Source organism: Paenibacillus sp. EKM212P, assembly GCF_011066115.1.
GTDB classification, from domain to species: Bacteria; Bacillota; Bacilli; order Paenibacillales; family Paenibacillaceae; genus Paenibacillus; species Paenibacillus polymyxa_B.
Genome location: NZ_JAAMNR010000008.1, coordinates 112,158 through 138,753, shown reverse-complemented (window position 1 = coordinate 138,753; position 26,596 = coordinate 112,158). Strand labels below are relative to the sequence as shown.

Genomic DNA, 26,596 nt, shown 5'->3' with positions numbered 1-26,596 from the left:
AAGTTGTCCAAACAAACTACGGGGAACTTTACACTACCGGGAGAATCCGGTTATGAGGCGCTGACCCTGAAATTAGCTGAACGGTGGGGTGCCGATGTCATCCGTGATAGTGACGGCACGCAATTGTCCGATGAGATTATTAACGCTGGGTACGGCATATATTCGACAATCTGTATCATCAGAGATCATAACGAGTGGGCGTCCCACAATCTTGACAAGCTGCAGCAGTGTTTTTTAATTACAAATCCGAAGGTAGCTGTACAAGATTATGTATCCATCTATCTGATGGAGGATTTTTTTGCTGAACAATTCAAAGTTAATGATTCCAAAGAGGCATTTAACTACTGGCAGGTTTTTGACAGAACGACCGGGGAGGAAGTTCCAAGAGAACAGTGGAATTATGAAAGGGAATCCGGAAATGTGGTCATTACCGGAATTGTTCCTTGGCATAAATACACGGTAAGCTTCATGGCCTACCGGATCTGGGAAGAGATTTCCATGTACAATCACACAACGAATCATTGGGACAAAGAGCATTTGATGCAGATTGATCCCATCTATGCAGAAACGCAAAAATATCTGCTGGATTGGATAGAAGATTGGTGTCTCCATCATAAGGAAACCACGGTTGTTCGGTTTACCTCCTTATTTTATAATTTCGCCTGGATCTGGGGCAGTAATGAGCGCAATCGCCATCTGTTCTCTGACTGGGGTTCATACGATTTTACGGTAAGTTTAAGAGCGCTTGATCTGTTTGCCAAGAAATACGGGTATTCGATGACAGCCGAGGATTTTGTGAATGGCGGGAAATACCGCGTCAGTCATATCCCGGCTGAGCAGCGCAAGCTGGATTGGATGGCATTTATCAATGATTTTGTAATCGAATTTGGCAAGAAATTAATTGACATTGTGCATAGGCACGACAAGCTGGCCTATGTTTTCTATGATGACAGTTGGGTTGGCATGGAGCCTTACAATGACCGTTTTCAAGAGTTTGGATTTGACGGGTTGATTAAATGTGTATTCTCAGGTTATGAGGCGAGGCTTTGTTCAGGTGTAAAAGTGAATACGCATGAGATTCGGCTGCATCCTTACTTATTTCCAGTTGGCTTAGGCGGGCTTCCTACCTTTATGGAAGGGGGAAACCCCACGCTGGACGCCAAAAAGTATTGGATTAATATCCGGCGCGCCTTGCTGCGGGAGCCTATTGACCGGATTGGATTGGGGGGATATTTGCACCTTGTAGAGCCTTACCCGGATTTTTGCGATTATATCGAAAAGATTGCCAATGAATTCAGAGAAATTAAGGAACTGCATAATGAAGGCCAACCCTATCACATGAAGACGAAGGTAGCCATTCTGCATAGCTGGGGAAAATTGAGATCGTGGACATTGTCCGGCCATTTCCATGAAACGTATATGCATGATTTGATTCATGTCAATGAAGCTTTATCCGGATTGCCGATTGAAGTGCAATTCATTGATTTTGAAGATATCCGTCAGGGAATTCTACAGGATTGTGATGTAGTGATCAATGCCGGCTCTGCTGGTTCAGCATGGAGTGGTGGGGAGCACTGGAATGACAACAAGTGTGTGGACTTACTGACCCAATGGGTTTATGAGGGTGGTACCTTTATTGGCATCAACCAGCCCTCTGCGGTCGAAGGCCACGACAGCTTTTTCAGAATGGCACATGTTCTTGGACTGGATGAGGATACAGGCTCCAGAGTAGGTCATGGAAAATGGACTTATGAGGTTAGGGATGAGCATGGTTTGGTGCCTGAAGGAGCCAGTATAACGCCAAAGAATAGCATTTATCTCACTGATGGGTCAGCTGCGGTAGTGGAGGAAACGAGTGGTATGATAGCATTGTCTACTCATGCCTTTGGTAAAGGAAAGGGGATCTACCTTCCTTCTTTTGAATTCAGCTGGGAAAACACAAGGTTGCTGCTGAACATAATTCGGTTTGCAGGCAATGAGTTACATGAAACGAAGTACATTACAGATAACCTATATACAGAGTGTGCTTATTATCCAGAAAGTAAAATATTGGTTGTTATTAACAATAGCGATCAACTTCAAAGAACGACGATTGAAACGGAATATGGCAAACAAACCATGGAATTAGATCCGTATGACACCATGATCACCCATATCGGCTTAACAAAATCGGTATAGGAACGGAAAATAATGAGAAGTAGCGGTATCAAGCCCTCCTTTATTTTAAGGAAGGGCTTTTTGTTTCAGCACCTCCAGAAAATCAAGCTAATTTACCGGGGATTTTGTCCATTCAAAAGTATCTACCCCATCATTAACTATAAGTAGAACAATTAAGGAGATGATTTCTTTGAGAAAGGCAACCTTAATGAAAATTAAAAATGCGGAAGCAAAGTTGGGAAGAAAGCTAAAGAAAAGAAGTCACGTGGTTATGAATCTTAAAAAAGCCATTCGTGTAACTCAACTTGGAGATGGATTCGCACGCTTCACTTTCGCTCCGATCACTATTTCTCCTAATAGCTTTAGAAGCACTACGATTAACGGTAACGCCTACAATCTGATTAGCGGTGCATGGACTTTCTCTGGAAATGAACAAGGGTTTCTTCTCAATAATTATTCCGCGGCCGAAGACAGATGGGTATTTACTGCATGGAATCCAACTGGATTCACAAGAACGGTATCCTATGCTGTTATCGCCAAACGGAAGCCATAATTCAAATGTCATCGTTAGCAAGGAAAAGGAGCGTGAGCCTTCTTTTCCTTGCTAAAATGTAGAGAAAATTTTGAACAAACCTTCGATGATCTTATAATTTTTGATAGTGGTGTAAGAGGTGCTCAACTCTATCTTTAATAATCCGTTTTAAAGATTCTGGCTTCACTGATCGTACATAATGACCATATCTCATCAAATACTGAGCGATAAACTCCTCTTCTCCAGGATTATAAAATCCCTTAATGACTGTCTTATCACCATTTTCTATTTTCATAGAAGGATAATGTTCTTTATAAAAAATATCCTTGGCTTGTTCTACAATCTCTACTTCAAAGTCAATGCTCTTCTCAGTTTGATACATTTCTAATGAACGGTTAAGGAGTTCATCTATAGAAAAGCGAGAATTGTTCTCCTCTTCTTCTACAAAGGTGATTCGATCACATCTGAAAACTCTATATTTATTCGTATGTAACTCTATTCCAGTAGCATACCATTGGCCAAACTTAGCGGAAATTTTGAAAAATTGAATATAGTAATTTTTTTTCTGATTATTTTTTACATATTTAACTTTACAGGTACTCTCATTAAGAATGCTTGTTAGAATTTTATCTAAATAACGACTAACATGATTATGCTGATATGTTTCAAATTGTAAAACCTTTTTCATTTTATGAATCTGGTTTATTTGTATTTTAGAAAGACAGTGTTCAAACTTTTCATTTAGTTTATTAACACTTAAATGAAAGGGGGTGGATTGATAAGCTTCTAACGTCAACATTGCAAAGTACAGAGCATACACTTCATCCATCGTAAAAATAATGGGGGATAACAATCTATTTTTTAGGATACCATATCGTCCATATCTGCCATGTTCCGAAAAAATAGGCATACCTAATTGTTCCAATGAATTAATATCGCGTAGAGCTGTGCTTTTTGAAATATGGTATTTATCCATTAGATCATTTAAATTAAAGAATTCTCGACTGTTTAAGTATCTGATCATGTCATTTAATCTTTCCGATTTCTTCATCTAAATCTCCTTATAAAGGTGTCATGTTTTGATACCTTTTTATATGATAATAAGTTCAAGGGAATAGATCAAATTCATAAGATATCTACACATATAAAAGGAGATTGATACCATGAGTACAACATTAGAAGTAGCTATTTTCTTATCCATGAAAGGAAAGGCAAAAGAAGCTATACATTTTTACAAAAAACATCTCAACGCAAAGGAATTGTTTCTTGTTACGTATCAAGACATGGCCCAACGTGACAGCTCCATACAGCTTACTGATGAAAATAAAAATTATATTTCTCATTCTGTCTTATCCATCGGAAAATCAAAAGTAATGATAGCAGAAGATACAATGAACATCAGTGAAAAATATACAGTGGGTAATAACACTTCATTATGTATTCAAAGTGCTGATTTAGAAGAAATTAAACGTTTTTATAATAGCTTGATTACGGATGATCGAGTGAAAATTATTGTGCCTTTATCAAATAATGTTTTTAGCCAAGCCTACGGTATTATTGAAGACCCGTTCGGTATTCAAATACAATTAATGTTTGATCATCGATTACAATAAAAAAAGCATGTTCCATGTTTCATAATTGGATAATAAATGGACAGAAGTAAAAACTAAAATGGGAAACCCAAGATACCGCAGCAGAAAAGGAGACACTATGACGGAGAAAAAAGAAATAGCAGATCAAATAGGGTGGAACTTCGACAACAGTTATTCTCGTTTGCCGGAATCATTGTTTACAAAGCTCAACCTGACTCCTGTCCGCTCACCCAAGCTGATTATACTTAATCATCCGTTGGCAGCATCACTGGGGTTAAATGCCATGGCGCTGCAAAGGAATGATGGCGTAGCGGAGCTGGCGGGCAACCAGGTTCCTGAAGGGGCTACGCCTCTTGCTCAAGCTTACGCAGGGCATCAATTCGGGCATTTTAACATGTTAGGAGACGGTCGTGCTCTGCTGCTTGGCGAACAGATCACTCCCTTGGGTGAACGGGTTGATATTCAGCTCAAGGGCTCAGGCAGAACGCCATACTCCCGTGGTGGTGACGGCCGTGCGGCACTTGGTCCGATGCTTCGCGAATACATCATCAGTGAGGCGATGCATGCGCTGGATATTGCTACCACCCGCAGCTTGGCGGTGGTATCCACGGGTGAGTCGATCATCCGGGAAACCGAGCAGCCCGGAGCCATTCTGACCCGTGTGGCTGGCAGTCATCTTCGTGTCGGAACCTTTCAATACGTCTCAGCATGGGGCACGTCCCAAGATCTCCGTGCTCTAGCTGATTATACCTTGGAAAGACACTACCCGGAAGTTGCCAATGACGAAAACCGTTACCTTTCACTGCTTCAGGAAGTGATTAAGCGTCAAGCCGAGCTGATTGCCAAATGGCAGCTGGTTGGTTTTATTCACGGGGTGATGAACACCGACAATATGACCCTTAGCGGAGAAACCATTGATTATGGTCCTTGCGCCTTCATGGATACCTATGATCCTGAGACGGTGTTCAGTTCCATCGACAGGCAGGGACGCTATGCTTATGCCAATCAGCCGCATATTGCTGCGTGGAATCTCGCGAGATTTGCTGAGACGCTCTTGCCACTGCTGCATGACAACAGGGAGCAGGCTGTCACACTGGCTGAGGATGCAATTTCAGATTTTGTAAAAATGTTTCACCATCATTGGCTTGCAGGAATGCGGGCGAAGCTGGGGATCTTTAACGAAGAGCAGGAGGATGAATCTCTTATTGAGGAGCTTCTGAGTATCATGCAGAAGCATCGTGCCGACTACACCAATACCTTCCGTGCCCTAACTTTGAACCAGCTGGAAGATACGCTTCTGTTCAGCACTGCGGAATTTACCCAGTGGCACGGGCAATGGCAGGCGAGACTGGGCAGACAGCAGGAATCACAAGCCTCCTCGCGTCAGCTGATGCGCAGCAGTAATCCTGCAATCATCCCACGCAACCACCGGGTAGAAGAAGCACTAGAAGCTGCGGTGGAACGAGAAGACTACCGTGTGATGGAACAGCTTCTTGAAGTTCTTTTGAACCCTTATGCCTACTCTACCGAACAGGAAATTTACTCTACATTGCCTGAGGAATCCACCTGTCCTTATCGAACCTACTGTGGTACCTGATGTGGAGCGAACGATTTGAAGATAACCTATATTATGCGTTGGTGGAGAAGATAGCCAATCTCTCACCAACGCATTTTGTTTTTATAGGGGTAGGTTGCACCTGATTAATCCAGTTCCTGACCGTCATTTTCGATCTGTATGTGCCCGCAATAAAGACATTGATGCGTACAGTTCTGCGTAAGAGCAGGCTGGCCTTCGATGCGCATGTCGCTTTTTCCGTTCAACCAAGGCATCGTAAGGACAGGAATACACGGGGCCTTTTTCACCCCATAAATATCGACCATCTCACTGGCTTGCACAGCCGGATTCAGCGGACTGGAGCAATTCCCAAAAGATTTTATGTTCACTCCAGGTACATAATCTCCAATATTCATCTGTGCTTTATTTTTAACATACACCCCGTGGCTAAAAGGGCGCTTCAAACGCGTAGGCTGTGTACCGTAACTACAGCTTAAAATCGCACCTGCCACGACATAGCTTTTTTTCGCACCTGTTCCAGGCTGCACACTTGCTTGTTCCATACGGATTATTCCTCCTTTGTGGCCATCTCCACTTTTTGCACACGAACACCTGTAAATGGACGACGCAGCAGACTTTCCGCTACCGCGAGATTGATATAGATATGTGCTTCCAACAAGCCGGCGATCCGAAATATAGACGGTTCGATTTTCCCGTATTTAAGTACCAGTTGCTTCAAGGTATGGTCGGGATACCACTCGGTTTGTGAGGAAAGACAGTCCACCACAGGTGGACGCAGTACCCAGTACACATCCTGCCTGGCTTGCTGAAAATCGGTAAGTATAGCGGCCTTCCATTCCAGCTCTGGCATGTATTTTTCCAAAAGGGCTTTCATGGAGTCTGAAACCAGCGGCAAAGGGAACTCCAGAAAATCTGGATATACGGTTCGTGGATCTGTATGTACTGCTAAAAATAGGGGAGTGTCCTCTGTCTGAATGGTATGGCCCGAAAGGATATCTTCCACCTGCAAGGGAGCTAGGGGCGCAGTCTCCACCCGATGCTTTACGCGCTCGTCCACCATGAGTCGGTAATACCTCATGACATCCACTCCCCTTTACTCACTGCATCTGTTATCTGTGTAGCCAGTGGCGTTTCTACAACAGAAAGGCCAATAGCTTGACTTAGTTGTTCATCTGTAAAGATTACCCGGTGTAGTTTTGCTCCTGTAAAATTAGCTTTTACTAAACATGCACCTATAAACGAAGCGTCAGTAACATCGGCTCCTACAAAGCAGGCACCTGTTAGATCCGCGCCGTTAAATAAAGCTCTTTGCAGCGCGGCATCTTGGAAAGCAGCTCCTTGAAGCTGTGCATGTTGAAAACTAGCTCCCTGTAAATTAGCTCTTGTAAAATTCACTCCATCCAATCCTAACGGTTCCCAATCCAGCCAAGCATCCGATCCATATTCGCTATTGCTTATAACTTCGTCCAGTACAGCCTCTTGCAGAGAACAGCCACTGAAATCGGCTCCGTGAAGCAGGCTGTGCGAAAAGTCGGTTCCATCTAGCTGAGCTTCTTGCCATACCGTGCCTACGAGGATACAGTGATGCAATCGACTTTGTTGCATCCCGATCTGGCGAAAGACTGTATAGCGAAAATCCAAGGAACTGTAATCTCCATCCGACAGTTGAACTTGAGACAGTGCTTGGTAGCTGTAGGCCGATTCTTCTTTTTCCTCCAGCCAAGACTTTATGATGTTTGCATCCATGGGTCTCCGATCTTCCCGGTACACAGAGATACTATGATCCATATACTCTCCGACGCGAATCTCAAAAGCTTCTTCACGATCCAACGCCTTAAACTCTGGTAGATCGACTGCTTGCTTCATAGCCTGACGAACCAGACTAACGATCATCGTATGAAGATATCCCGCTGCTTCCAGCATGATCTGTTCCAGTTCAAGCTCGGAAAGGGAGACTTGTTGCTTCAAAGTTTCAGCCCCAAGCTGTTCACGTAATTGAGTCCAATAGAGAAAAATCCAACTTGCATCGTACTCCAACTGAACAGGCTCAGCATCAAGCATCCATAAGGCATCCGTAGCTTCAACAAGATAAACGGGCTTCTGTTCAAGCCATGTGGTGCGCAGCATAGAGTAGGTGATGTAACCAATATGACCTTTACGACCTGTGAGTTGTTTTTGCCGAACCAGCTCACAAAAGGCGCGAAAATGTTCTACTATATGCTGTAATCTTTGTGTTTGTGTTGATTTACATTTCAACGCCCATTCTTTGCGGATGAAAGACCAAGCCTGATGAAGAGCTGTTTGTTGCTGATCTAACACATCTGTTTGCTTTTCCATTTCTAATCATCCTTAATTCGACTTCACTTCGCTGCCTTTCATGTCTGCCGACCCACTTAATTCGATATGACTGCCATTACAATTCATACGGAGCTGACTACCTGCGGACAGACTCATCGTCTTGCCCGCAGACAGGCTGAGATTGCCTCCCGCCGTAATATTCACCTGTTTGCTGCTCGCAATATGAATGCCTTCTTTATCGTCCAGTTTGATATAAATAGCGCCGTCCTTACCTGTAACGACCAGTTCATCCGGTCCCAGTCGAATTTCCTTGCCATGCGGGGTACGCCATATTTTCATTTGCGGATTGGAAAAATGGTTATGCGTACTCTTGCGATCTGCCCTTCTCACCGCACTACCTGCAACGCCGTCTTCTTCCCGACTACCGGGGAAATAGAGGGAAACTGAATCGCCTTTTTCTGGCATGACGTACCAGCCGGTATGGCCACCGCCACTGTACACAGTAGAATAGTTGAACCAGTGTGCTTGGTTTGTGTCCTGTTGTTCATCACAATCCAGATGGATGCGCACCTGATCCTGACGTACGTCCAGCACAATACCGCTTAATGAGGCTCCTGCCAGCTTATCCTGGTAGTAGCTTTTTTGCCGAAATCCCTGGTAAGAACCCAACACATACTGATGCCGCAGCAGTCCTTGACTCATGGCGGTGTAGGCTTCCATCACATACAGGTTATGCCCCTGAAAATTCAACTGAGCGCCCAAGTCGAGTACCTCATCCGTTTCTACCTCATAAAAAATAAAATCATGTTCACTCAGCTTGGTTTGCTCATTCTCCTGAAAATAACGAAAAGGAAGCAATTGCTTACGTACGGTATAACGGGTATGATCCAGTATCGCCTGTGCAGGGCTGTCCTCAATACCAAAATAAAATTTGGGACTGTCAAAACGAGCTACAGGCATCAGACTCGTATGATAACGGGAGGCTATGCGTCTTAAAAACGCCCAGTCTGTCTCCTGATACTGAATGGCAAGCCGCCCGATGGCTTCTCCCCTAGTAGCCCCGTCGATCACATCCAGTCCTTCATAGTCCTTACCTATGTGCTCCAGCATTTGAGGAATCGTCATTTTCGTATACTGAAAAGAACGAGTACGCTGCTTCATGTCCATCCGGTACGTATGGGAAATAGCTTCCACCTCCAGATAGTACACACCTCGCACGACTTTTACCTCGATCGAGAGGGCAATCCCACTAAATAGCGGCTTGCTTGCGCCAGATTCATCTTGTTGGCTGACTTCAATGATGGTATTTTTTTCTGTCGTTTCCACATAACTGTCTTGCAAGTCTTCGGGGATAATACCTGTAAAATAAAGCCGAGTATGCTCATTGATTTTTTTCGTTAAGGTAAGCTCCTCCAGATCAATTTGTTCATAAGGGTGAATTTGAATTTGATCGTATCCCAGACTCATGGTGTAGTCATTCCTTTCTCATTTGTAGAATAGGCGGAGGGTGGAAGGACGGAAAGGGATTGAACCCAGTATTCTGCTACAGGTAACCATACTTCGAGATCTGCCTCCAGACAGCTAAAGGAACCTATGACAACTCGTCCATTGTGGATGAAGAGCAGCATTTCGTTGTATAGATTCCCGTCGATTCCCGCCGCCACAAAACGAATCTGCCCAACTGAAAGTCCGGAACAGTTGGTGACCATTTCGGTACCTAACCAGTTACGAATCGGTTGTACAGACCGTAGAATATCCGCCATTTGCTCTACAAAATCGGGCAACTCTTCCGCTTCCAGAGCGGTATCTGTAGGATTAAAAGTGATATTGATGGTCTCCTCAAATGAGGTATAAATGACCTTTGGTCGATGCTCTGAAGGATATTTGATTATAGCTTGCTCCATTGGCATAGGAGTGAAGGACTTGGGGATGTAGAAACCAATCTCTCCGTGTAGTATTGTAATGGGCTCCAACGTGAGATAATCATTTTCAACATGAAGTAGCTTTGTTTCTTCAAACATGGAACCGTCCAGTTCCGATTTCTGGGTTTGAGCTGGGATGGATTTCACATTATCGTTATTAGCTGTCTTCTGATCCACCATTTTAGCTTTGAGGCTAAGTATATGCTCGTCTAGATAGTTCATAGAAAGCCCCCTTTTAGAAAAATACACGTTTGTACTTGAATATGTAAAGATGGGAGGAGATATTTAAGTACAGAACCAACATATGTATTTATCGGTTAAAAGAGAGATTTAGTTTACAAAATGAACCATTCGTTGGGGGGACATTGTTCGATTTTAGATTCTATTTCATTCCATAACGCCTTTTTGCCGTAATAATTCGGTTGTAGTACTCCAAAGTAGGCGTTGCATCTGGGCATCCCCACCAGGATATGTCGGCACAATCGGCTTACCAGTACCAACATTAAAATATCCGCCTGTCACTTCTTGATATTGGGATTCTGTTGCTAAACGAATAATGATGTCCGCTCCTTTCCGTGGGTCTCCGATATGCAAAGCGTTCAATATTTTTGCAAGAACCGAAGAAAATCCTAACTCGCGACCAAGGCTGGTAACGTTAAAGCCTGGATTAAGTGCGTTAACTACGATTCCGGTTCCATCCAGCTGACGTGCAAGTTCTTCTGTAAACATGATATTAAGAAGTTTAGTCTTTCCGTATATCTTAGATGAACCTCTTGCGGTAAATGCAGATGTATCTATTAAATCCTCCGGTAATTTTAATTCACCATGGTTGCGTGACGCTTCAGAAGCCACATTGACGATCCTAGCATTTGTGGATTCCATGAGTGAATTGAGTAGTGTATGCGTTAACAGCCACGGGGCAAGATAGTTTACGGCTATCATTTCTGCCAAACCCTCTGAGGTTATTCGCTGTTCAAATCCATGTAATCCAGCATTGTTCACTAATACATCAATCTTTGGGAAATTAGCCTTAATTTCCTCTCCAATACGTTTGACATCTTTCATAAGAGACAGGTCCCCGAAAAAAAAGTCTACCTTTGTATTTGGCGCCAGATCTTTTAGAATATTTTTAGTCGTTTCAGCACGTTTTTCATTTCTGGCTGTTAAGACTAGATGTGCCCCACGTTTGGCTAATTCAATTGCTACCCATTGTCCAAGACCGTTAGTAGCACCAGTGATTACAATAATCGGGTATGTCGACATATAGATCATCCTCCAAATTCTCGATTTAATTACATCCATATTCATGTCTACGCATTACGGTTGTAGATGCTTTATACTGTAGATCTTCTGCTTGACACTTACCAAAGTTAAAAATATGATTGACATATATCAAGTATATGTATTTTGATTGATATATGTCAAATATATATTCGAACTCATTCAAATAAGGTGGAGACATATGGATCATAAAACTCAACATCCCAATTCTACAAGAGAGCAATTAGAACTGAATCTTGGTGAACAACTTAATGCACTTATAAGCGCGTCGCATGCACTCAATGTAAAAACTGCGGCACTTTTCGATCCCTCATTACAACCTGCAGCTTTTCTGATTGTACGTTGTCTCCTGTCATACGGTCCGGCAAGCGCTACATTTTTGGCGGAATCCACCGCTATGGATCGAAGCTCTGTCAGCCGTCTTGTTACTCAGCTTAAACACTTGAATTATGTAAAAAGTGAAACTCATCCTGAGGATCGTCGGGGAGTGTTGATATCCCTGACAGCCAATGGTCGTGAAAAAGCCTTGGAAGCTTTAAAAGAAAAAGAAAAAGAGTTTTATCAACGTATTTCAACATGGGAGGATTCTAAACTTGAAGCGTTCATCGAGATGCTGAAGTGTTTTAACGGGTATGATTGCGAGGATTAATGATTCAACATCAAGCATCGTATGATGAAAAAAGGAGGCATTTTAAAAGTGAAAGAAAAAAATGTTAGGGAAATTAGAGTCTCTGATTATCATGATATTTATTTGTTGAACCAAGATTTTAACCCCAATCTATATCTATTTCCTGAAGAAAAAGTAAAAGAGAAGATTGAAATGATTATAAAAAAATCAAAAGATGTGATCTTTGTTTATGAAGAAAATAACGAGGTGTTAGGATATATTCATGGAAGCCCACATGAATTACTTTTTTCTGAGTCTTTGGTAAATGTACTAGGATTTGTTGTTAAAGAAAAGTATAGAAATCAAGGTGTAGGTAGCATGTTGATTGAGCGTCTTGAACAGTGGGGGAAGTCCCATGGATTTTCCGGGATCAAACTGTTATCTCATCCAAGTCGGATACAGGCTCACAGGTTCTACGAACGACGTGGCTATATGTTTACCAAGGATCAAAAAAATTTTATAAAAAATCTCAAATAAATACATATTCATTCATCATTGAATAAGTGGGTTCAAAACCCTGATCTTCATCTCCTTGTTTGGAATTCATGCCTAGTTATATCACAAGGCAATGTTTGAAATGTTGCTCTTTCATTCGGGATTCATGTTTTCCACTGTATGAATACAGATTTCAAATAGGCTTAATATTGTGATATTTATCATTGAAGAAATATGTATGTTTAGCACTCTAATGCATTGCATTAAATTGACCATTGTTCAGAAAATATGAATAGCCTTCCTTTCCATTTCATGCCTAAAAATGTCTGCTAATTAGCAGTTGTATTTAGGCGTTTTTTGTCATACAATGCATCTAATGCTACGGACTCGGTCTTAGAAACAGTAAGGTTTGGACGGTAAATAGGACGTGGTTTCCTTGTATATTTACGAATCGTGGAACTACTTTGTAGTCGTTCGCTCACGACCACGTCAGTCTGAAAAATTAATAATGTTTGGGGACAGTTTTCCGGATCATTAGCGTTTGATGATGAACATATACGAAGGGGAGCGTTCTTTTGGAATCGAAACAATTAACGAGAGGGCTAAAGCCACGGCACGTTGAGTTGATTGCGCTTGGAGGTACGATTGGCGTCGGTTTGTTTATGGGGTCGGCAAGTACGATAAAATGGGCAGGTCCCTCAGTGCTGTTGGCATATCTCTTAGCTGGGATTATTATGTTTTTTGTCATGCGGATCATGGGGGAAATGCTGATTCTTGAACCGGTGACAGGCTCATTCGCTACATTTGCTCATAAATATATCAGCCCTTTAGCCGGTTTCTTGACCGCCTGGAGCTATTGGTTTTTATGGGTTACCGTAGGGATGGCAGAAGTCACTGCGATTGGGGTATATGTGGGCTACTGGTTCCCAGATATCCCGCAATGGTTGCCGGCTTTGGCAGGTGTAATTATTATTGCATTGGCCAATTTGGCGGCTGTGAAATTTTATGGGGAATTTGAGTTTTGGTTTGCGATGATTAAAATTGTCGCCATTATCTTCATGCTAGTAGTTGGTACGGGGATGATCTTCTTTGGACTCGGTAACGGTGGACAACCGATAGGTCTATCCAATCTGTACAGCCAGGGAGGCTTCTTTGCAGGTGGTTTGAAAGGGTTCCTATTTGCACTCTGCATTGTAACAGCGGCTTACCAAGGGATAGAGATGGTAGGTATTACGGCAGGTGAAGCTGAAAATCCGAAGATGACACTGCGAAAAGCCATTAAAAACATCATCTGGCGTATTTTGATTTTCTACGTAGGTGCAATCTTTGTCATTGTTACGATTTATCCTTGGAACCAAATAGGCGAGATCGGCAGCCCATTTGTTCTGACTTTTGCCAAGGTAGGAATTGTGGCCGCTGCGGGTATCATTAACTTTGTTGTTCTTACAGCAGCGATGTCCGGCTGTAACAGTGGTATTTACAGCGCGGGAAGAATGTTATACACGTTGGCTAAGAACGGACAAGCTCCCAAGTTTTTCGGGAAAGTTTCTCCAAGTGGCGTCCCTAGAAATAGTATAATAACGACCATTTCCTTGCTGCTGGTAGGCGTGTTATTTAACTATTTAATGCCTGATTCCAAACTGTTTCTGTATATTTACAGCGCCAGTGTTCTTCCAGGCATGGTACCGTGGTTTGCATTAGCCATCAGTCAATTTAAATTCAGGAAAAAGTGGAAGGACGAAATGAAGGATCACACCTTTAAATCTCGTTTTTTTCCGATCAGTAATTACATTACCATTATCTTTTTGTTGCTTGTGATCGTTGGAATGTGGTTTAATCCAGACACACGCTTGTCGTTGATTGTCGGGGCATCATTCATGGCGATCGTCATTGTTGGATATTTTGTCTTTGGCATAGGAAAGCGGCAGAGAATTGAAGAATTAGAGGAAAACTAAAAGATTGCTAAATACGTAACATTTGCCGAGCGCAATTCAGATGATCCTGAGTTCGCTCGGCTTTTCTTTTACATGACGAGGGAGGAGCTACGGAAGGGTTGTTACTGAGGTATAGAACCGTGTGGTTAGCCTGTTCGCATTACAAGTGTAAATATAGAGACAAAAAAAGTGAGAAGGGAAACTAAGAAGTTCATTATTGCTATACTCTTACGGTTAGCCTTAAACTCTGTAATTCCAGAAAATAAAAATATAAACCCTAGAAAAAATTGCGCGATTTTGTATGAGTCCCTATAGGTGTCTGGGTATGCGAGTGATAAAAAGGACGAGATCATAACAACTACAGCAAATATTAAAGTGAGGATTCGGTAAATATCCATTTTCTTAAACATAGATAAGTTCATCCCTCCTATATATACCTATTGTATTCTAAGTGTGGAATCTTTGGATTACAAATAAATACAAAAAGAGGAAATGGACAATAAGATGGTAGACAGAATAAAGTGAAGGTGTCCCAAGTAATACTTTGGGGACACCTTCAAAATTAAAATTACTTGTACAACTTATGATTTACATAGCTTACATTGTGCTAATGTCAATCACGAATCTATACTTCACATCAGAAGCTAACACTCGTTTGTAGGCTTCGTCAATCTGGTCGGCCGATATCACTTCAATTTTAGGAACAATATTGTGTTTTGCACAAAAATCCAACATTTCCTGTGTCTCACGGATGCCTCCTATCATTGAACCAGCAAATGAACGGCGATGTCCGATAAGGGACATCACATTTAGTGACAACGGCTCCCCAGGGGCACCGACATTCACCAAAGTTCCATCTAGATTGAGTAGTGCAAAATAAGCATCCATATCGATGGCAGCACTTACCGTGTTAATAATCAAATCAAAGTGCCCAGCAAGCTTTTCAAATGTTTCTGGTTCGCTTGTAGCATAATAGTGATCCGCACCAAATTGCAAGCCATCATCCTTTTTCTTTAATGTTTGTGATAGAACGGTTACCTCAGCACCCATAGCATGTGCAATCTTGATAGCCATATGGCCAAGGCCTCCCATTCCCACAACGGCCACTTTCTTATCTGGACCAGCACCCCAGCGGTTCAACGGCGAATAAGTCGTAATACCTGCACAAAGTAATGGAGCAGCTACGTCAAGCTCAATGTTATCTGGAATTTTTACTACAAAATCCTCAGTTACGACAATGTGGGTAGAATATCCACCTTGTGTAGGCTCGCCGTATTTGTCAACACCAGCATAGGTAGGGACATTTCCTTTAAGGCAGTATTGTTCCTCTCCTTTATGACAGTTCTCACATTCGCCACAGGAATCAACCATACAGCCAACCCCTACCCGGTCACCAACTCTGTACTTTGTAACCTTAGATCCTACCTCCGTGACAATCCCTGCAATTTCATGTCCAGGTACGAGAGGGTAGTTCACTGGTCCCCATTCACCGTGAGCAGTGTGGATGTCAGAATGGCATATTCCGGCATATTTAATTTCAATCAGAACATCGTATGAATCAAGATCCCGTCGTTTAATTTCAGCCGATCGAAACGATTTGTCTGGGCCATCGACAGCTCGTGCTTTAGCAGTTATCATAAATAGCCTCCTGTTATTTGTATTTTTCAAGAGAATGCAGTTATATCGGTATAAATTGAAAACTAGCTGAAGTCGGTTGAAGTTGCCCTTCATTCATTTCCATTTATACTTTTTCTCTTGCAAATCAATGTTAATCCTTATAGTTAACTCTAAGTCAAGCGCAGGTTTATAAGCCTCTATCCAGTAATGTTGTTTTCTTGCTAATTATATTTCGTTAGATAGCATCTGATTCTACTTTTCCTATAAGGGGACTTTGACATTCAACAAATAACTTGATAGAATCCCCCTTATATCATAGAGTTAACTCGAAGTCTATGTCATTAAGAATAGGAGATACATGATGAAGACATATTCTATCAGCGAAGTTGCAAAAGAATTGAATCTTACAGCATATACCTTACGTTACTACGATAAGGAAGGACTTATGCCTTTTGTAGAACGGACATCTAGCGGAACAAGATTATTTAAAGAATCCGATATCGACGCTTTAACAATAATTGAATGTCTAAAATCCACCGGGATGCCGATCAAAGAAATTAAAAATTTTATTGATTGGTGTTCTGGTGGGGATTCCACACTACAACAAAGATATGACATGTTTATGGAACGAAAAGCTACTGTAGAAGTACAAATGGAAGAACTTAAAAAAACAATGGAAGTAATTGAACATAAATGCTCATATTACAAAACTGCGTTGGAAGCCGGAACGGAAAATATTCATAAAAACAATAAAATTGGGAGTCTCTTTACTAACTAATAGAAAAGCACCTGTAATTCATCTATTTCTATATGAATTACAGGTGCTTTCGTTTGTAATATTCGATTTACACAACCTACTGATTTAAAACAGCACGATCGGCTTTTGAAAACTAGGAACCAACTATAATGTAACTTGAACAGGCAGGAGTAGTACCGAGGATCAAGTATTCCGAAAGTCAACGGGCAATTTGCCCATTATATAGGTTGAGAGCCACGACTTTAGTTCAGAAAACAACGAATTACTATAGAATCATCGAAGATAATCAGGAGTATGGTCCAGTATTCCCTCATTTTTATTTTTGATAAGATTAATTCCATATTATTGAAGGTTACAATCAGACCGCAAAGGTATAAAGAATGATACATAAGGAAATGAGGAAGGTACTAATGAAGGCAAAAGCGTATATTATTTTGTTGACTGCTGTAATAAGTTTAGCTGCTTTGCTGACTGCATGCGGTGACTCCAAGAAGCAAATTGAAGGTGAATCTACGACTGGAGCAGCAACGGCAACGACTACGACTACACAGAATGCCAAGGTGGACAATGCGGAACAGGCTGGTGTGGATGGTGTTGTGAGCAATACTACAGACCAAGCTACAAAAGGTAATGGGAAGACGTATTCCGACGTGGCTAAAGAAGCAACGAAGCCCGATCGGCCAGCAGGACAAATAGGGTTAAATACGACGCAGGAGCAGCTTCTTACCTTTGCAGATCGTTATGGGCTGGTACGAGTACAGGATCATCCGATTCGGCGGGTTTCCGATCCAACCGGGAAACATGTAAACATTGCAAATTACAGTGATTCTGTCGTGAATTTATATACAGAAGAACCCATCCACCTGAATACAGATGAATTTATTCATGAAGCTTATAATTTTTTTACAGAGGGAGTTGCTCCAGGTGAGTCCTACAAGAAGTGGGAGGAAACCTCTAATACAGAAAGAGGACTCGTCAAAATGCTCTATTTGTCACGCGAGGGACTTCATATTTTAGAAGAAGCGATGAGGACGCATGATTATTCTAGTCCATCGGTCCAAAATACGCTGGGATTTTTTAAGGTTGCCTCGAAATTTGAGTCTATGATGCCTGTTGCCCAGACACCTACAGACATCAGCTTGTACGATATGTACGATCAACGCGTTAAGCCCGAGTGGAAGAAACTAAGTGACATTAAAAACCCTGCCGCGAATGAAAAAGCCTTCGCTGCGGCCTATCAAAAAGCAAGGGATGAGACCAATAATCTTATGGGGCTATTAAACATTATGGTGTCTACGGAAATGGAAAAACGTCTCAAAGCAGCAACCGATCAGCAGAATACAGGGAAATAGCTTATTCAATGCATGTTTTAACTTGATACCAATACGTATAAATTTCCGAAAATCCTAGCTTGAAATAAAGCCGGTATAGACCCCAGTATTCTCTCTCCATAATGCCTTTATTATGTTCTGCTACCCATCCATCATAAAGTAAAGTGGACAGGGGCTGCCAGTTCTTCAAGGAAATTTTGTAGCTCATAGGTGACAAAAATCATCCACACTTTTTTCTAATATTTAACTGTTAATAGAACTGTTGAAAAGCTATAATGCTAATAATGATTTGAGTGTACTTTGAGAAAGAGGTTGAGGGTATGGTGTTGAAAAAATGGCCATTATTATTGATGATAGGTATTCTCATGGTGGCATCTGTGAGCTGGAACAGTGGAGTATCTTATGCAGCTACAGAATATACTTGGGATAAGTACAAGGGCACTGAGGTCAAGACATATAGATTGACTGCGGTACCTGGAAGAGTCGAATATATGGATCAGGAAAGGTTTTTTGCAGCTTTAAGTCAAACCCCAAATGTGTATGGAGATTTCAGTGGCTATAAAACAGGGAAAACAACTGGAGTTGTAACCGAGAGTATAACGGATGATGTGTACAAATTTACAGTTACTGATTTTCTTCGCGATCAAGAGCCTGAGGTTGTAGAGTATATAAATCCCAGAGGCGGAATTCCTCATAGATGGAATGGAACTAGTGATATTCAAATTTTTATGAGAGGGTCAGAAGCGGCTTCTTTGTCTGAGCTGTTTTATGAGGGGACACCCAGTGAAGGACGCTTTCAATTTAATGCTAACGATATATATTTAGTTACATTCTGGTCCAGTACCGTAAGACTTATCAGTGGGATGTCTGCTGAGGCGCTAATAGAGGAAGGTCCTCACACGTTTAAGAATCAGGAGCTTGTAGGTCAAGTAACCAGCGAAGATCCTGCAGCTTATCCGCAAGATGGGATTTCAGAAGGTTATTATTATGTTTTTAAGGGTGCTGGCAACAAAGAATCAACAGCTGATGGAGATAGCCAATAAAAACAAAAGAAGAGATAACATTGTGTATGGTGCTTTATACATGATGTTATCTTTTTTATTGTGATGCTCGCATTAGAAAATTTAGTAATGAAAAAATGCTGGAAATTTAATTCCCAATGAAAACCATTTTAAAAGATCGGGATATATGCCTTTAAAATAATGACAATTTTACGGATGGAACCGTAATCTATAACTACTTTTTTTGCTGTCTTTATTCAATCCTAGGGATATTATTCCGATAATTCAAGTATATACAGTTTGGTGTTAATTGAAATGAAATCCGTTTGAAAACAAAAGAGATAATTTTCAGAGTTGAAACAGAAGTGCAGGTGGAAGTGACCTGATGCTATATCGTAAAGGAGGTGCAAGGATCCAAATAATATGAAATGTGAAAAAAAGTTAAAACAAATTAGGCAGTACATCGCTGCTTTACTGGCTGTTTGGTTGTTCTGTATACATACTGTGCCTGTTTTTGCAGACAGGGTCTTTAACGATATCGAACATTCCTACGCAGCTGATGCAATTGAAGCCATGGCTGCTCAAGGGTATGTTACGGGTTATCAGGATGGTAGTTTTCGACCTGTGCATTTTATTTCGAGGCAGGAATGGGCGAGCATTTTCGTTAAAACCTTAAAACGAACTTCGGTTAACAAAAGCGTTGCTTCTTTTAGTGATGTGTCACCGTGGGCTCTACCCTATGTACAGACCTTGCAAGCAGAGAACATTACCAAAGGAGTTAGTGATCAGTTATTCGGTGCAAAGCATAATATGACCCGTCAGGATATGGCGGTGTGGTATGCCAGGTATTTCGGCGTTTCTGAAGATACCCGCGCTTCCGATAGATCCAGTTTTGTGGATCAGGCTGATATATCAGACTATGCACAAACGAGCGTATGGCTGATGGAACGGTTGGAGCTGATCGAGGGGGATACGAATCATTATTTCCATCCCAAAGAGTCTGTGAGACGGCAGGATGCTACACTGGTAGCATATCGGATATGGCTAGGCGGTGACGGTCTGAGAGAACGTGCTAAGCGTTTGCTGGAGTCATTAGGAAATGGAACTGCAATGACGAATCAGCCAGCCAGCCCAACGGAATCGAAGAAGATCGTGGTCGACCTGGCGCCGGAAATCAGTCACCAGCGTGCGAATCCGGAGATCGAAGAGCCTAAAAGCCATAGTCCAAGACCCGATCCACCGGTATCTCCGGTAACACCAACAGAGCCGAAGCCGGAACCGCCAATTATACGACCAGAACCTAGTCCCAAACCACCGGTGATACCACCAGTGACACCGCCAGTGATACCACCAATCATACCGCCAGTGACTCCGTCAGAACCACCGGATCATTCGTCGAATTTCGTGGTGGATGAGGTAGTAATCAAGGCGCCCGAGTTGGTCAATCAACCGGAAACGTATCCTTCGTATCAGCTGTCCTTTGATCTCTACAATAAAGGGCACTTGGTAAGCATTCCCGCTGTTAGCGTCACAAGTGTCACCTACACATTTAGTGATACATTAGGTGTATTTGATGAACATGGGAAAATTGCGCATTCCGAAAATATACCTGCTGCTGATGGTTATATTCCTGTAGAGATGGAAGTCACCATTGCTAAACCTTATCGGGTACTTAAAGCACAGACCAAGCTGATCGTGAAAGGGAAGACTCCTCCGGTAGAGGAACCGAGTGTAATCAGGTCCGTATACTTGGCGACGTACTCCATTTCACAGGCCGCGACTCTAGACCCTGATGCCTGGAGCATGCCCTATGTATTTCAAAATGCAAAGGGAGAGGTCATACCGTCCGGTCTATTGCCGTCAGACTTGAAGCTTCGGATTGAGGATTCCAGAGGGATATTTGACGAGGATGGACATATTGCCAATCTGCATCTGATACCTGCATTGAACTCTGTCATACCATTCAAGATTGAGGTTGAGTCACCCTCTCAGGGAATTCACTTCATATCCGATGCCGAGTTAACTGTAGTACCAGGAGCACGAAAAAAGCAATATTTTGCTATCTCCATGATGTTGCAGGGAAAAGATGCGGGCAGTACGACCACGATAGAGCAAATTGAGCAGTCACGTCAATTGCTGATGGATCACTTTGGTCCCAACGTAAAAGTGACGTGGGCCATGGAAAATAGATTTATTTTTGTGGAATCAAATCGTCCGCAGCTTAAAAAGGTTTTGGAATATGTGGATCAGTATGGCGATGAAGTCGGGATTTTGGATGGATATCCGAATAATCTGTTTGGTCTCCCTGAATGGGAAGCACAGATGAACGAGTGGTTGTATATGTATCGTTATAATGCACTCAATGAGCTGCACCAATCTGGTTCGTTGGGATCACCTTCGGTGTTTGAAAGCATGGATACAGACCAATATCGGAAGTATCTGCCTAAATCATTGACCGGCTTTACGGTGAATCCTGAGCAGGCCCAATGGCTTAAGGATCATTTTAAGATCACCTCAGCGATGGGGTGGTCGGCTACACAGTATAATGTGAACAACATGTATGGTGAGGGTTCACCTTTGATGCCTTACTGGTCCCATAAGGATAATCCGATTGTTCCGGCACAGGGGCTTACAAATAATAGCGGTATCGTATTTATGAACTCGATTACGATTGATCCGATTGGATCACGTTATACCAAAGATTCCTCACGCTGGACTCTCCATCCGGGCGATCCATATGTGACCGAAACGGATGCGGCACCACAACTGTATATAGCGCAGCAGTATTTAGATAACCCGTATCAACGTTTGAATACAGTAAACTACATGTCCATTATTTTGGATGTCAACTGGCTTGCCAAAAACCATAACATGTCTCAAATATGGGAGAACTTTGTGAATCACTTCCCTGTTGACCGTGAGGTTGAGATTGTGGGCGTGGACGGGCTGAAACAGATTTATGAATCGGCAGCTGGATTGAGTAATGATCATACGGAGTTTTCGCTCATGTTTAGAGGCTCAGGCTTTAAGGCAGTTATGGACTCCAATAATTCACCAGCCAATCTGCGTTACTTGTGGACTGAAAACGCCTCACAGCGGATTATTTTATCCAAGGAGGATGGAGATGCGGCATGGTCCATTATTGACTTTACTGACTATACCCGAAGTCCGGTTCCGAAGATGGCATACAATCTGGATAAGAACACGGATGTAAGCTATGTCACTGGAAGGAACTTTAAGCTGCATCCTACAGCTCCGTTAACAGCAGATGAAATTCAGCGCGTAAAGGATCGTTTGAAGGAGATTTACTTTGCAGAAGAAGTAAACTATCAGTAAGGATTTTGAATGACAGATTTTTTATAAGACTTGAGATTTTATGAAAAAGGGGCGCCCATAGCCATAGAAATGGCTGTGGGACGCCTCTTTGTTTTAGAGTAAAGGTTTTACACCCATTCAATAACCTGATCTACAGATCGCCGGGTTTTGCCGCGCGGCTCGTTCAGGCGGTATCCAAATGCCACCATACAGGAAATACCGAAATGCTCGGCATCCATGATGCCTTCTTCGGAGAGGATGCGTTCGATTTCCTGTTTATTAAAACCTTCGATAGGACAGGAATCAATGCCGATTTGAGCTGCGGCAGTCATCATGTTACCCAGTGCGATGTAGGTTTGTCGGCAGCCCCACTCGAACAACGCTCTTTTATTTTCCTCCAGCCCAAAATCAGATTTTAGAAAGGCATCATACACTTTCTCTCTGCCTTGAATCACTTCAGCGGGTAATTGCTGTACGTTCTCCATCATACTCTTGATATAATCGGAGGAGGCTACCATATCTTCAGGAAGTCTAGAGAGGATGAGTACAAAATGGCTGGCTGTTGGCAGTTGTTTTTGCGCCCCCCAAGAGTAAGGCAGCAGCTTCTCACGCATAGCTTTACTCTGAACGACAACAAATTTCCAAGGTTCAAAGCCAAATGAGCTTGGAGATAAACGACCGGTTTCAAGAATAAAATCAAAATCGGAATCGCTAATTTTCTTATGACTATCAAATTCCTTCGTTGCATGTCTGAACTCGTATGCAGATAAGATTTGATCTTTAGTAGTAGTTAAGGTTTCCATCGTTATTCCACTCCTTATGGATGTGATTAAAATTGACGCTTACCAAGTGACATGCTTAATATTAGAATATACATGACCGTTTTTGAAGTACGCACATTAATGTGCTGTAGTATATAAAATGATACCAAGGAGGAGAAAGGCCTATGCGCAATCGGAAAGGCGGCTTTGGGGAATGTACCGCTGGAAATGATCAGGCGTGTCCAGTTGAGTTCACGCTGGACGTGATTGGGGGCAAATGGAAAGGGATTATTCTATATCATCTCATGTATGGGACTAAGCGATTTAGTGATTTTCGGCGGATCTGTCCGGGAATTACTCAGCGTATGCTGACACTCCAATTGCGCGAGCTGGAAGAGGACGGAGTCGTTCACCGTGAAGTCTACCAACAGGTTCCTCCTAAGGTCGAATACTCTCTAACTGAATTTGGAAAAACGCTGATCCCGATTATTAACCTGATGAAGGATTGGGGAGAAGAATATAAAACAAAACAGCGATCATCAGAAAGCAGCCTTCAGCAGCCTAGCCCCAATGTGTAGGTTTTTGAGACGGATCCACGAAAAAAGACCTGGCCATCATCATTTTGGCAGGTCTTTTGTTTTTTAAAGTGAAATGATGCAAAGTTCGTTTTTCAGTTGACAGCAAGGACGACGCTTGGTATATTTCTTACGATATTGATAATCATTATCATCTGTATTGGAGATCATCTCCACAATATATAGGGGGCTAATCAGTTGAAAAGAAAATCGTATTTTATGATGACAGCTATGTTACTTGTATTGTCTGTATTCATCAGCGCTTGCGGCGGAAATAATAATGGAAGTAGTCCGGCTTCATCTTCAGAAGATAAGCAAGAGTCGGCTACTACTGGAGAGACTAGAAGCTTTAAAACGGTTAAAGGGGATATTCAAATTCCTGCTAAGCCACAGCGCATTGTAACGGATTTTTACGGCGGAGAATTGCTGTCCGTGGGTGCTAACGTGGTGGGTGTGGAACCGACTGCGTTTCAAAATCCTTTTCTGACCGATTTGCTGAAGGAAAAAGGAACCAAAGAGGTGGGTGATCCGACCAATTTGGAAAAGACGCTGGAACTCAAACCCGATCTGATCGTGGTTATGAAGGATACGAATTATGAGGCTCTTTCTAAAATCGCACCTACTCTGTACATTCCGTATGGTACGACGACTAATATCTATGATACGGTCAAGCTGTTCGGCGATATCACCGGGGAAAAGGAGAAGGCCGAGCAATTTATTACTGCATTTGATAAAAAGGCCGCTGAAGGTCGCGCACGTCTTAAAGGTGTGATTGACGAAAAGGCAACTTTCGGTCTGTATGAGCTGACGGACAAGCACGCACTTTGGATCTTTGGCGACAATGCGGGTCGCGGCGGCCAAGCTGTATACAATGCGCTTAAACTGAACATGCCAAAGAAAACAGTGAACTCTAAGGAACAAACGGTGCAGCTTTCGATGGAGGTATTGCCGCAGTATGACGCAGATTATATGTTCCTGACTACGTATGACCCCGAGAAAAAGGGTGAGGCGCTCAAGCAACTGAAGTCGTCCGCTGTATGGGGGAATCTTCCTGCGGTGAAGAACAATAGAGTGTTCTTTAACGATTTTGATACGTATTATCGCTATGATCCAATCGCTATTACCGGGCAAATTGATATGATCGTAGATATGCTGGTCGAAAGAGAAAAAGAGAATAAAGCTAAACAATAGATGTGAGATTCTGCGTTGTAATGAATTGCCCAAAACAGATAGGAATTCGCATATTATACGCAGTATATAGCATTAAAAACCAGTCCAACATGAATCATGTTTGGACTGGTTTTTTATTAACTATTTCGTCGTAATTTCAATAGTATCTTCTTTTTGTATCCAATCTACTTTGGCCCCTAGCGTTTCGCTGAGTAGCCTTAGTGGAAGATAACCAATACCATTCACCATGAAGGGCGGATTGGTGAATTTTACGGCTTTATCGTTCACTTTTGTTTGGCTGGTTTTGAAATTTACTTCTAGAGAGACAGGATGGTCTTCTGTCTTAGACTGATTCATTTTCGCTATTTTGCTGTTGAAATCATAAGCGATCTCGGCCCCCAGTTTGTCAAAAACAGAACGAAGGGGAATAAACGCCTGCCCGTTGCGGGTAATGACACCATTACTCAGAGAGACAGGCGAACCATTGAGACGGACAAGAATCGGTTTTTGTACAGGAACTGGTGAACTATACAGAAACTCATAGTCCCCTATACCGAGCTGCCCGTGTTTGTTGACACCCCAGCCCCATAGGGCGCCATCTGTTTTTTGCATAATTACGTGCCGTGGACCTGCTTTGATGCTTTGAATATTTTTAGTAACTAATGTAAAGGGTGCATTGGATGGTAACTTTTCACCGTCTAGAGACGCAACATATACATTCCCAGCTGTGGTGAGGGCAAGTATGGAGCGTTCGGCGAAAAAGGCGTCTTTAACATCCTTTATTCCTGTTAATAGTACAGGGGTATTTTCGTTGTGATAGGTTGTATTATCTGAGTAACCTGTAACTGTAGCACCCCAGAACCATAGCCGACCTTGCTGATCAATTGCGAGATTGGAATACCTATTGGCCTTGATTGTCTTGATATCCGATAAGGCTTGAATTTGCGATACGGATAGAGTTTCGGACGGAGTTGCATTTTTATCAAATTCTTTGGGCCACGTCCACACGGTGCCATCTTTTTTTAAGGCTATATTTTTAGCGATTGACGTAATATCCTTTAATGATGAAATAGGTTTGAAGCCCTGCAAGGCTTTTGTATTTTTCCATACACTGCCGTCTTTCTTTAGAAATATCCAGCGTTCCTCATAATCCGGTCTTTCCTCATAGTAACTATCAATATTGGCAACCTCGTCGATGCCAGATAGGGTTTGAAAAGGACTAGAGATGTTTCCATTGTCGAGCCGTTCAGCGGAAGATATGCTGCCTTCGCTGCTCAGAGCGAGCACATGATCATTCAAATTACTTACAGCTGCGAGGTTCTGTAATCCTTCCAGAGGAACGAATTTCACGGATTCAGCAATATTATTTCTAGGCACATACCAAGCAGAGTGGTCTTGTAAGGTAAATACCAGATCGCCCTCGTTGATGATATTAGAAAATGTTTTTACAACGTCCGGCTTACCCTCTACACGAGTCGGTACGGATTGATTATAACCCCACAGCCACAAGCTTCCATCAGACTGAATTAAACTTCCAGAATCATAGGAGCGAATATGGGATGTGGAGTTATCTCCGGCCGCCCATACACTGGGACTGAGCAGCAATAACGTAATTATACTGAGTAATAGAGCCCGTCTTTTCATACGATTTTCCTCATTTCTTGATCAATGTATC

The 26,596-nt window shown here is 42.3% G+C and carries 24 protein-coding genes; 13 read left to right on the top strand and 11 right to left on the bottom strand.

Annotated features, from left to right (window positions below):
* Positions 1 to 3: 3 nt before the first annotated feature.
* Together gnpA and G9G54_RS20930 are read left to right on the top strand one after the other, a co-directional pair.
* Complete coding sequence (gene gnpA / locus G9G54_RS20935; protein ID WP_165179469.1) at positions 4 to 2,178, top strand: 1,3-beta-galactosyl-N-acetylhexosamine phosphorylase; 2,175 nt, start codon at positions 4 to 6, stop codon at positions 2,176 to 2,178.
* Between the two features lie 160 nt (positions 2,179 to 2,338).
* The gene (locus G9G54_RS20930) at positions 2,339 to 2,710 is read left to right on the top strand and encodes a hypothetical protein (RefSeq protein WP_231109497.1); all 372 of its coding nucleotides are present in this window, start codon (positions 2,339 to 2,341) and stop codon (positions 2,708 to 2,710) included.
* A gap of 91 nt (positions 2,711 to 2,801) precedes the next feature.
* Here G9G54_RS20930 and G9G54_RS20925 read toward each other — a convergent pair whose 3' ends face one another.
* Entirely contained in the window at positions 2,802 to 3,740 is a 939-nt protein-coding gene (locus G9G54_RS20925; protein ID WP_165179468.1) for a helix-turn-helix transcriptional regulator, read from the bottom strand.
* Positions 3,741 to 3,852: 112 nt separating this feature from the next.
* Between G9G54_RS20925 and G9G54_RS20920 the strand changes: the two genes are divergently transcribed.
* Positions 3,853 to 4,302: a VOC family protein gene (locus G9G54_RS20920; protein ID WP_165179467.1), complete on the top strand. Its 450-nt coding sequence runs from the start codon at positions 3,853 to 3,855 to the stop codon at positions 4,300 to 4,302.
* Positions 4,303 to 4,399: 97 nt separating this feature from the next.
* Positions 4,400 to 5,878 carry a protein adenylyltransferase SelO gene (locus G9G54_RS20915; protein WP_165179466.1) on the top strand — a complete coding sequence of 493 codons (1,479 nt, stop codon included), beginning with the start codon at positions 4,400 to 4,402 and terminating at the stop codon, positions 5,876 to 5,878.
* Between the two features lie 104 nt (positions 5,879 to 5,982).
* Here G9G54_RS20915 and G9G54_RS20910 read toward each other — a convergent pair whose 3' ends face one another.
* The 6 genes from G9G54_RS20910 to G9G54_RS20885 all read right to left on the bottom strand — a co-directional run bounded on the left by G9G54_RS20910 (position 5,983) and on the right by G9G54_RS20885 (position 11,340).
* Complete coding sequence (locus G9G54_RS20910) at positions 5,983 to 6,399, bottom strand: DUF4280 domain-containing protein (RefSeq protein ID WP_165179465.1); 417 nt, start codon at positions 6,397 to 6,399, stop codon at positions 5,983 to 5,985.
* 5 nt (positions 6,400 to 6,404) lie between these two features.
* Positions 6,405 to 6,935, bottom strand: coding sequence for a hypothetical protein (locus G9G54_RS20905; RefSeq protein ID WP_185156321.1), 531 nt, complete (start codon positions 6,933 to 6,935; stop codon positions 6,405 to 6,407).
* Positions 6,932 to 8,194: a pentapeptide repeat-containing protein gene (locus G9G54_RS20900; RefSeq protein ID WP_165179464.1), complete on the bottom strand. Its 1,263-nt coding sequence runs from the start codon at positions 8,192 to 8,194 to the stop codon at positions 6,932 to 6,934. The genes G9G54_RS20905 and G9G54_RS20900 overlap by 4 nt, the downstream gene beginning before the upstream one ends.
* Before the next feature lie 12 nt (positions 8,195 to 8,206).
* Positions 8,207 to 9,622, bottom strand: coding sequence for a phage baseplate assembly protein V (locus G9G54_RS20895; RefSeq protein WP_165179463.1), 1,416 nt, complete (start codon positions 9,620 to 9,622; stop codon positions 8,207 to 8,209).
* Positions 9,619 to 10,299, bottom strand: a complete 681-nt coding sequence (locus G9G54_RS20890) for a hypothetical protein (RefSeq protein ID WP_165179462.1) — start codon at positions 10,297 to 10,299, stop codon at positions 9,619 to 9,621. The genes G9G54_RS20895 and G9G54_RS20890 overlap by 4 nt, the downstream gene beginning before the upstream one ends.
* A 165-nt stretch (positions 10,300 to 10,464) precedes the next feature.
* Positions 10,465 to 11,340 carry an SDR family NAD(P)-dependent oxidoreductase gene (locus G9G54_RS20885; protein WP_165179461.1) on the bottom strand — a complete coding sequence of 292 codons (876 nt, stop codon included), beginning with the start codon at positions 11,338 to 11,340 and terminating at the stop codon, positions 10,465 to 10,467.
* A gap of 199 nt (positions 11,341 to 11,539) precedes the next feature.
* On the opposite strand from G9G54_RS20885, the gene G9G54_RS20880 reads away from it, so the two are divergent.
* From G9G54_RS20880 to G9G54_RS20870, 3 genes are all read left to right on the top strand, one after another.
* On the top strand, positions 11,540 to 12,007 hold the full coding sequence (locus G9G54_RS20880; protein WP_165179460.1) for a MarR family winged helix-turn-helix transcriptional regulator: 468 nt from the start codon (positions 11,540 to 11,542) through the stop codon (positions 12,005 to 12,007).
* 48 nt (positions 12,008 to 12,055) lie between these two features.
* Complete coding sequence (locus tag G9G54_RS20875; protein ID WP_165179459.1) at positions 12,056 to 12,502, top strand: GNAT family N-acetyltransferase; 447 nt, start codon at positions 12,056 to 12,058, stop codon at positions 12,500 to 12,502.
* Between the two features lie 533 nt (positions 12,503 to 13,035).
* Positions 13,036 to 14,415, top strand: coding sequence for an amino acid permease (locus G9G54_RS20870; protein ID WP_028542026.1), 1,380 nt, complete (start codon positions 13,036 to 13,038; stop codon positions 14,413 to 14,415).
* 125 nt (positions 14,416 to 14,540) lie between these two features.
* Here the strand turns inward: G9G54_RS20870 and G9G54_RS20865 are convergent, their stop codons facing one another.
* Together G9G54_RS20865 and G9G54_RS20860 are read right to left on the bottom strand one after the other, a co-directional pair.
* Positions 14,541 to 14,747 carry a DUF3953 domain-containing protein gene (locus tag G9G54_RS20865; RefSeq protein ID WP_238808310.1) on the bottom strand — a complete coding sequence of 69 codons (207 nt, stop codon included), beginning with the start codon at positions 14,745 to 14,747 and terminating at the stop codon, positions 14,541 to 14,543.
* Positions 14,748 to 14,991: 244 nt separating this feature from the next.
* On the bottom strand, positions 14,992 to 16,032 hold the full coding sequence (locus G9G54_RS20860) for an NAD(P)-dependent alcohol dehydrogenase (RefSeq protein ID WP_165179457.1): 1,041 nt from the start codon (positions 16,030 to 16,032) through the stop codon (positions 14,992 to 14,994).
* A gap of 340 nt (positions 16,033 to 16,372) precedes the next feature.
* Here G9G54_RS20860 and G9G54_RS20855 point away from each other — a divergent pair, with 340 nt between their 5' ends.
* From G9G54_RS20855 to G9G54_RS20840, 4 genes are all read left to right on the top strand, one after another.
* Positions 16,373 to 16,789 (top strand): MerR family transcriptional regulator, encoded by a 417-nt coding sequence (locus G9G54_RS20855; protein WP_028542028.1) that lies wholly within the window; start codon positions 16,373 to 16,375, stop codon positions 16,787 to 16,789.
* Positions 16,790 to 17,178: 389 nt separating this feature from the next.
* Positions 17,179 to 18,120 (top strand): hypothetical protein, encoded by a 942-nt coding sequence (locus tag G9G54_RS20850; protein WP_165179456.1) that lies wholly within the window; start codon positions 17,179 to 17,181, stop codon positions 18,118 to 18,120.
* A 299-nt stretch (positions 18,121 to 18,419) separates the two neighbouring features.
* Positions 18,420 to 19,142 (top strand): hypothetical protein, encoded by a 723-nt coding sequence (locus tag G9G54_RS20845; protein WP_165179455.1) that lies wholly within the window; start codon positions 18,420 to 18,422, stop codon positions 19,140 to 19,142.
* 381 nt (positions 19,143 to 19,523) lie between these two features.
* Positions 19,524 to 22,436 (top strand): S-layer homology domain-containing protein, encoded by a 2,913-nt coding sequence (locus G9G54_RS20840; protein ID WP_165179454.1) that lies wholly within the window; start codon positions 19,524 to 19,526, stop codon positions 22,434 to 22,436.
* A 107-nt stretch (positions 22,437 to 22,543) separates the two neighbouring features.
* Here G9G54_RS20840 and G9G54_RS20835 read toward each other — a convergent pair whose 3' ends face one another.
* On the bottom strand, positions 22,544 to 23,218 hold the full coding sequence (locus G9G54_RS20835) for an NAD(P)H-dependent oxidoreductase (protein ID WP_061831600.1): 675 nt from the start codon (positions 23,216 to 23,218) through the stop codon (positions 22,544 to 22,546).
* Between the two features lie 143 nt (positions 23,219 to 23,361).
* Here G9G54_RS20835 and G9G54_RS20830 point away from each other — a divergent pair, with 143 nt between their 5' ends.
* Complete coding sequence (locus tag G9G54_RS20830) at positions 23,362 to 23,754, top strand: winged helix-turn-helix transcriptional regulator (protein WP_165179453.1); 393 nt, start codon at positions 23,362 to 23,364, stop codon at positions 23,752 to 23,754.
* A 195-nt stretch (positions 23,755 to 23,949) separates the two neighbouring features.
* Complete coding sequence (locus tag G9G54_RS20825) at positions 23,950 to 24,942, top strand: ABC transporter substrate-binding protein (RefSeq protein WP_165179452.1); 993 nt, start codon at positions 23,950 to 23,952, stop codon at positions 24,940 to 24,942.
* A gap of 120 nt (positions 24,943 to 25,062) precedes the next feature.
* Here the strand turns inward: G9G54_RS20825 and G9G54_RS20820 are convergent, their stop codons facing one another.
* Positions 25,063 to 26,565, bottom strand: coding sequence for a stalk domain-containing protein (locus tag G9G54_RS20820; protein WP_165179451.1), 1,503 nt, complete (start codon positions 26,563 to 26,565; stop codon positions 25,063 to 25,065).
* Between the last annotated feature and the right edge of the window lie 31 nt (positions 26,566 to 26,596).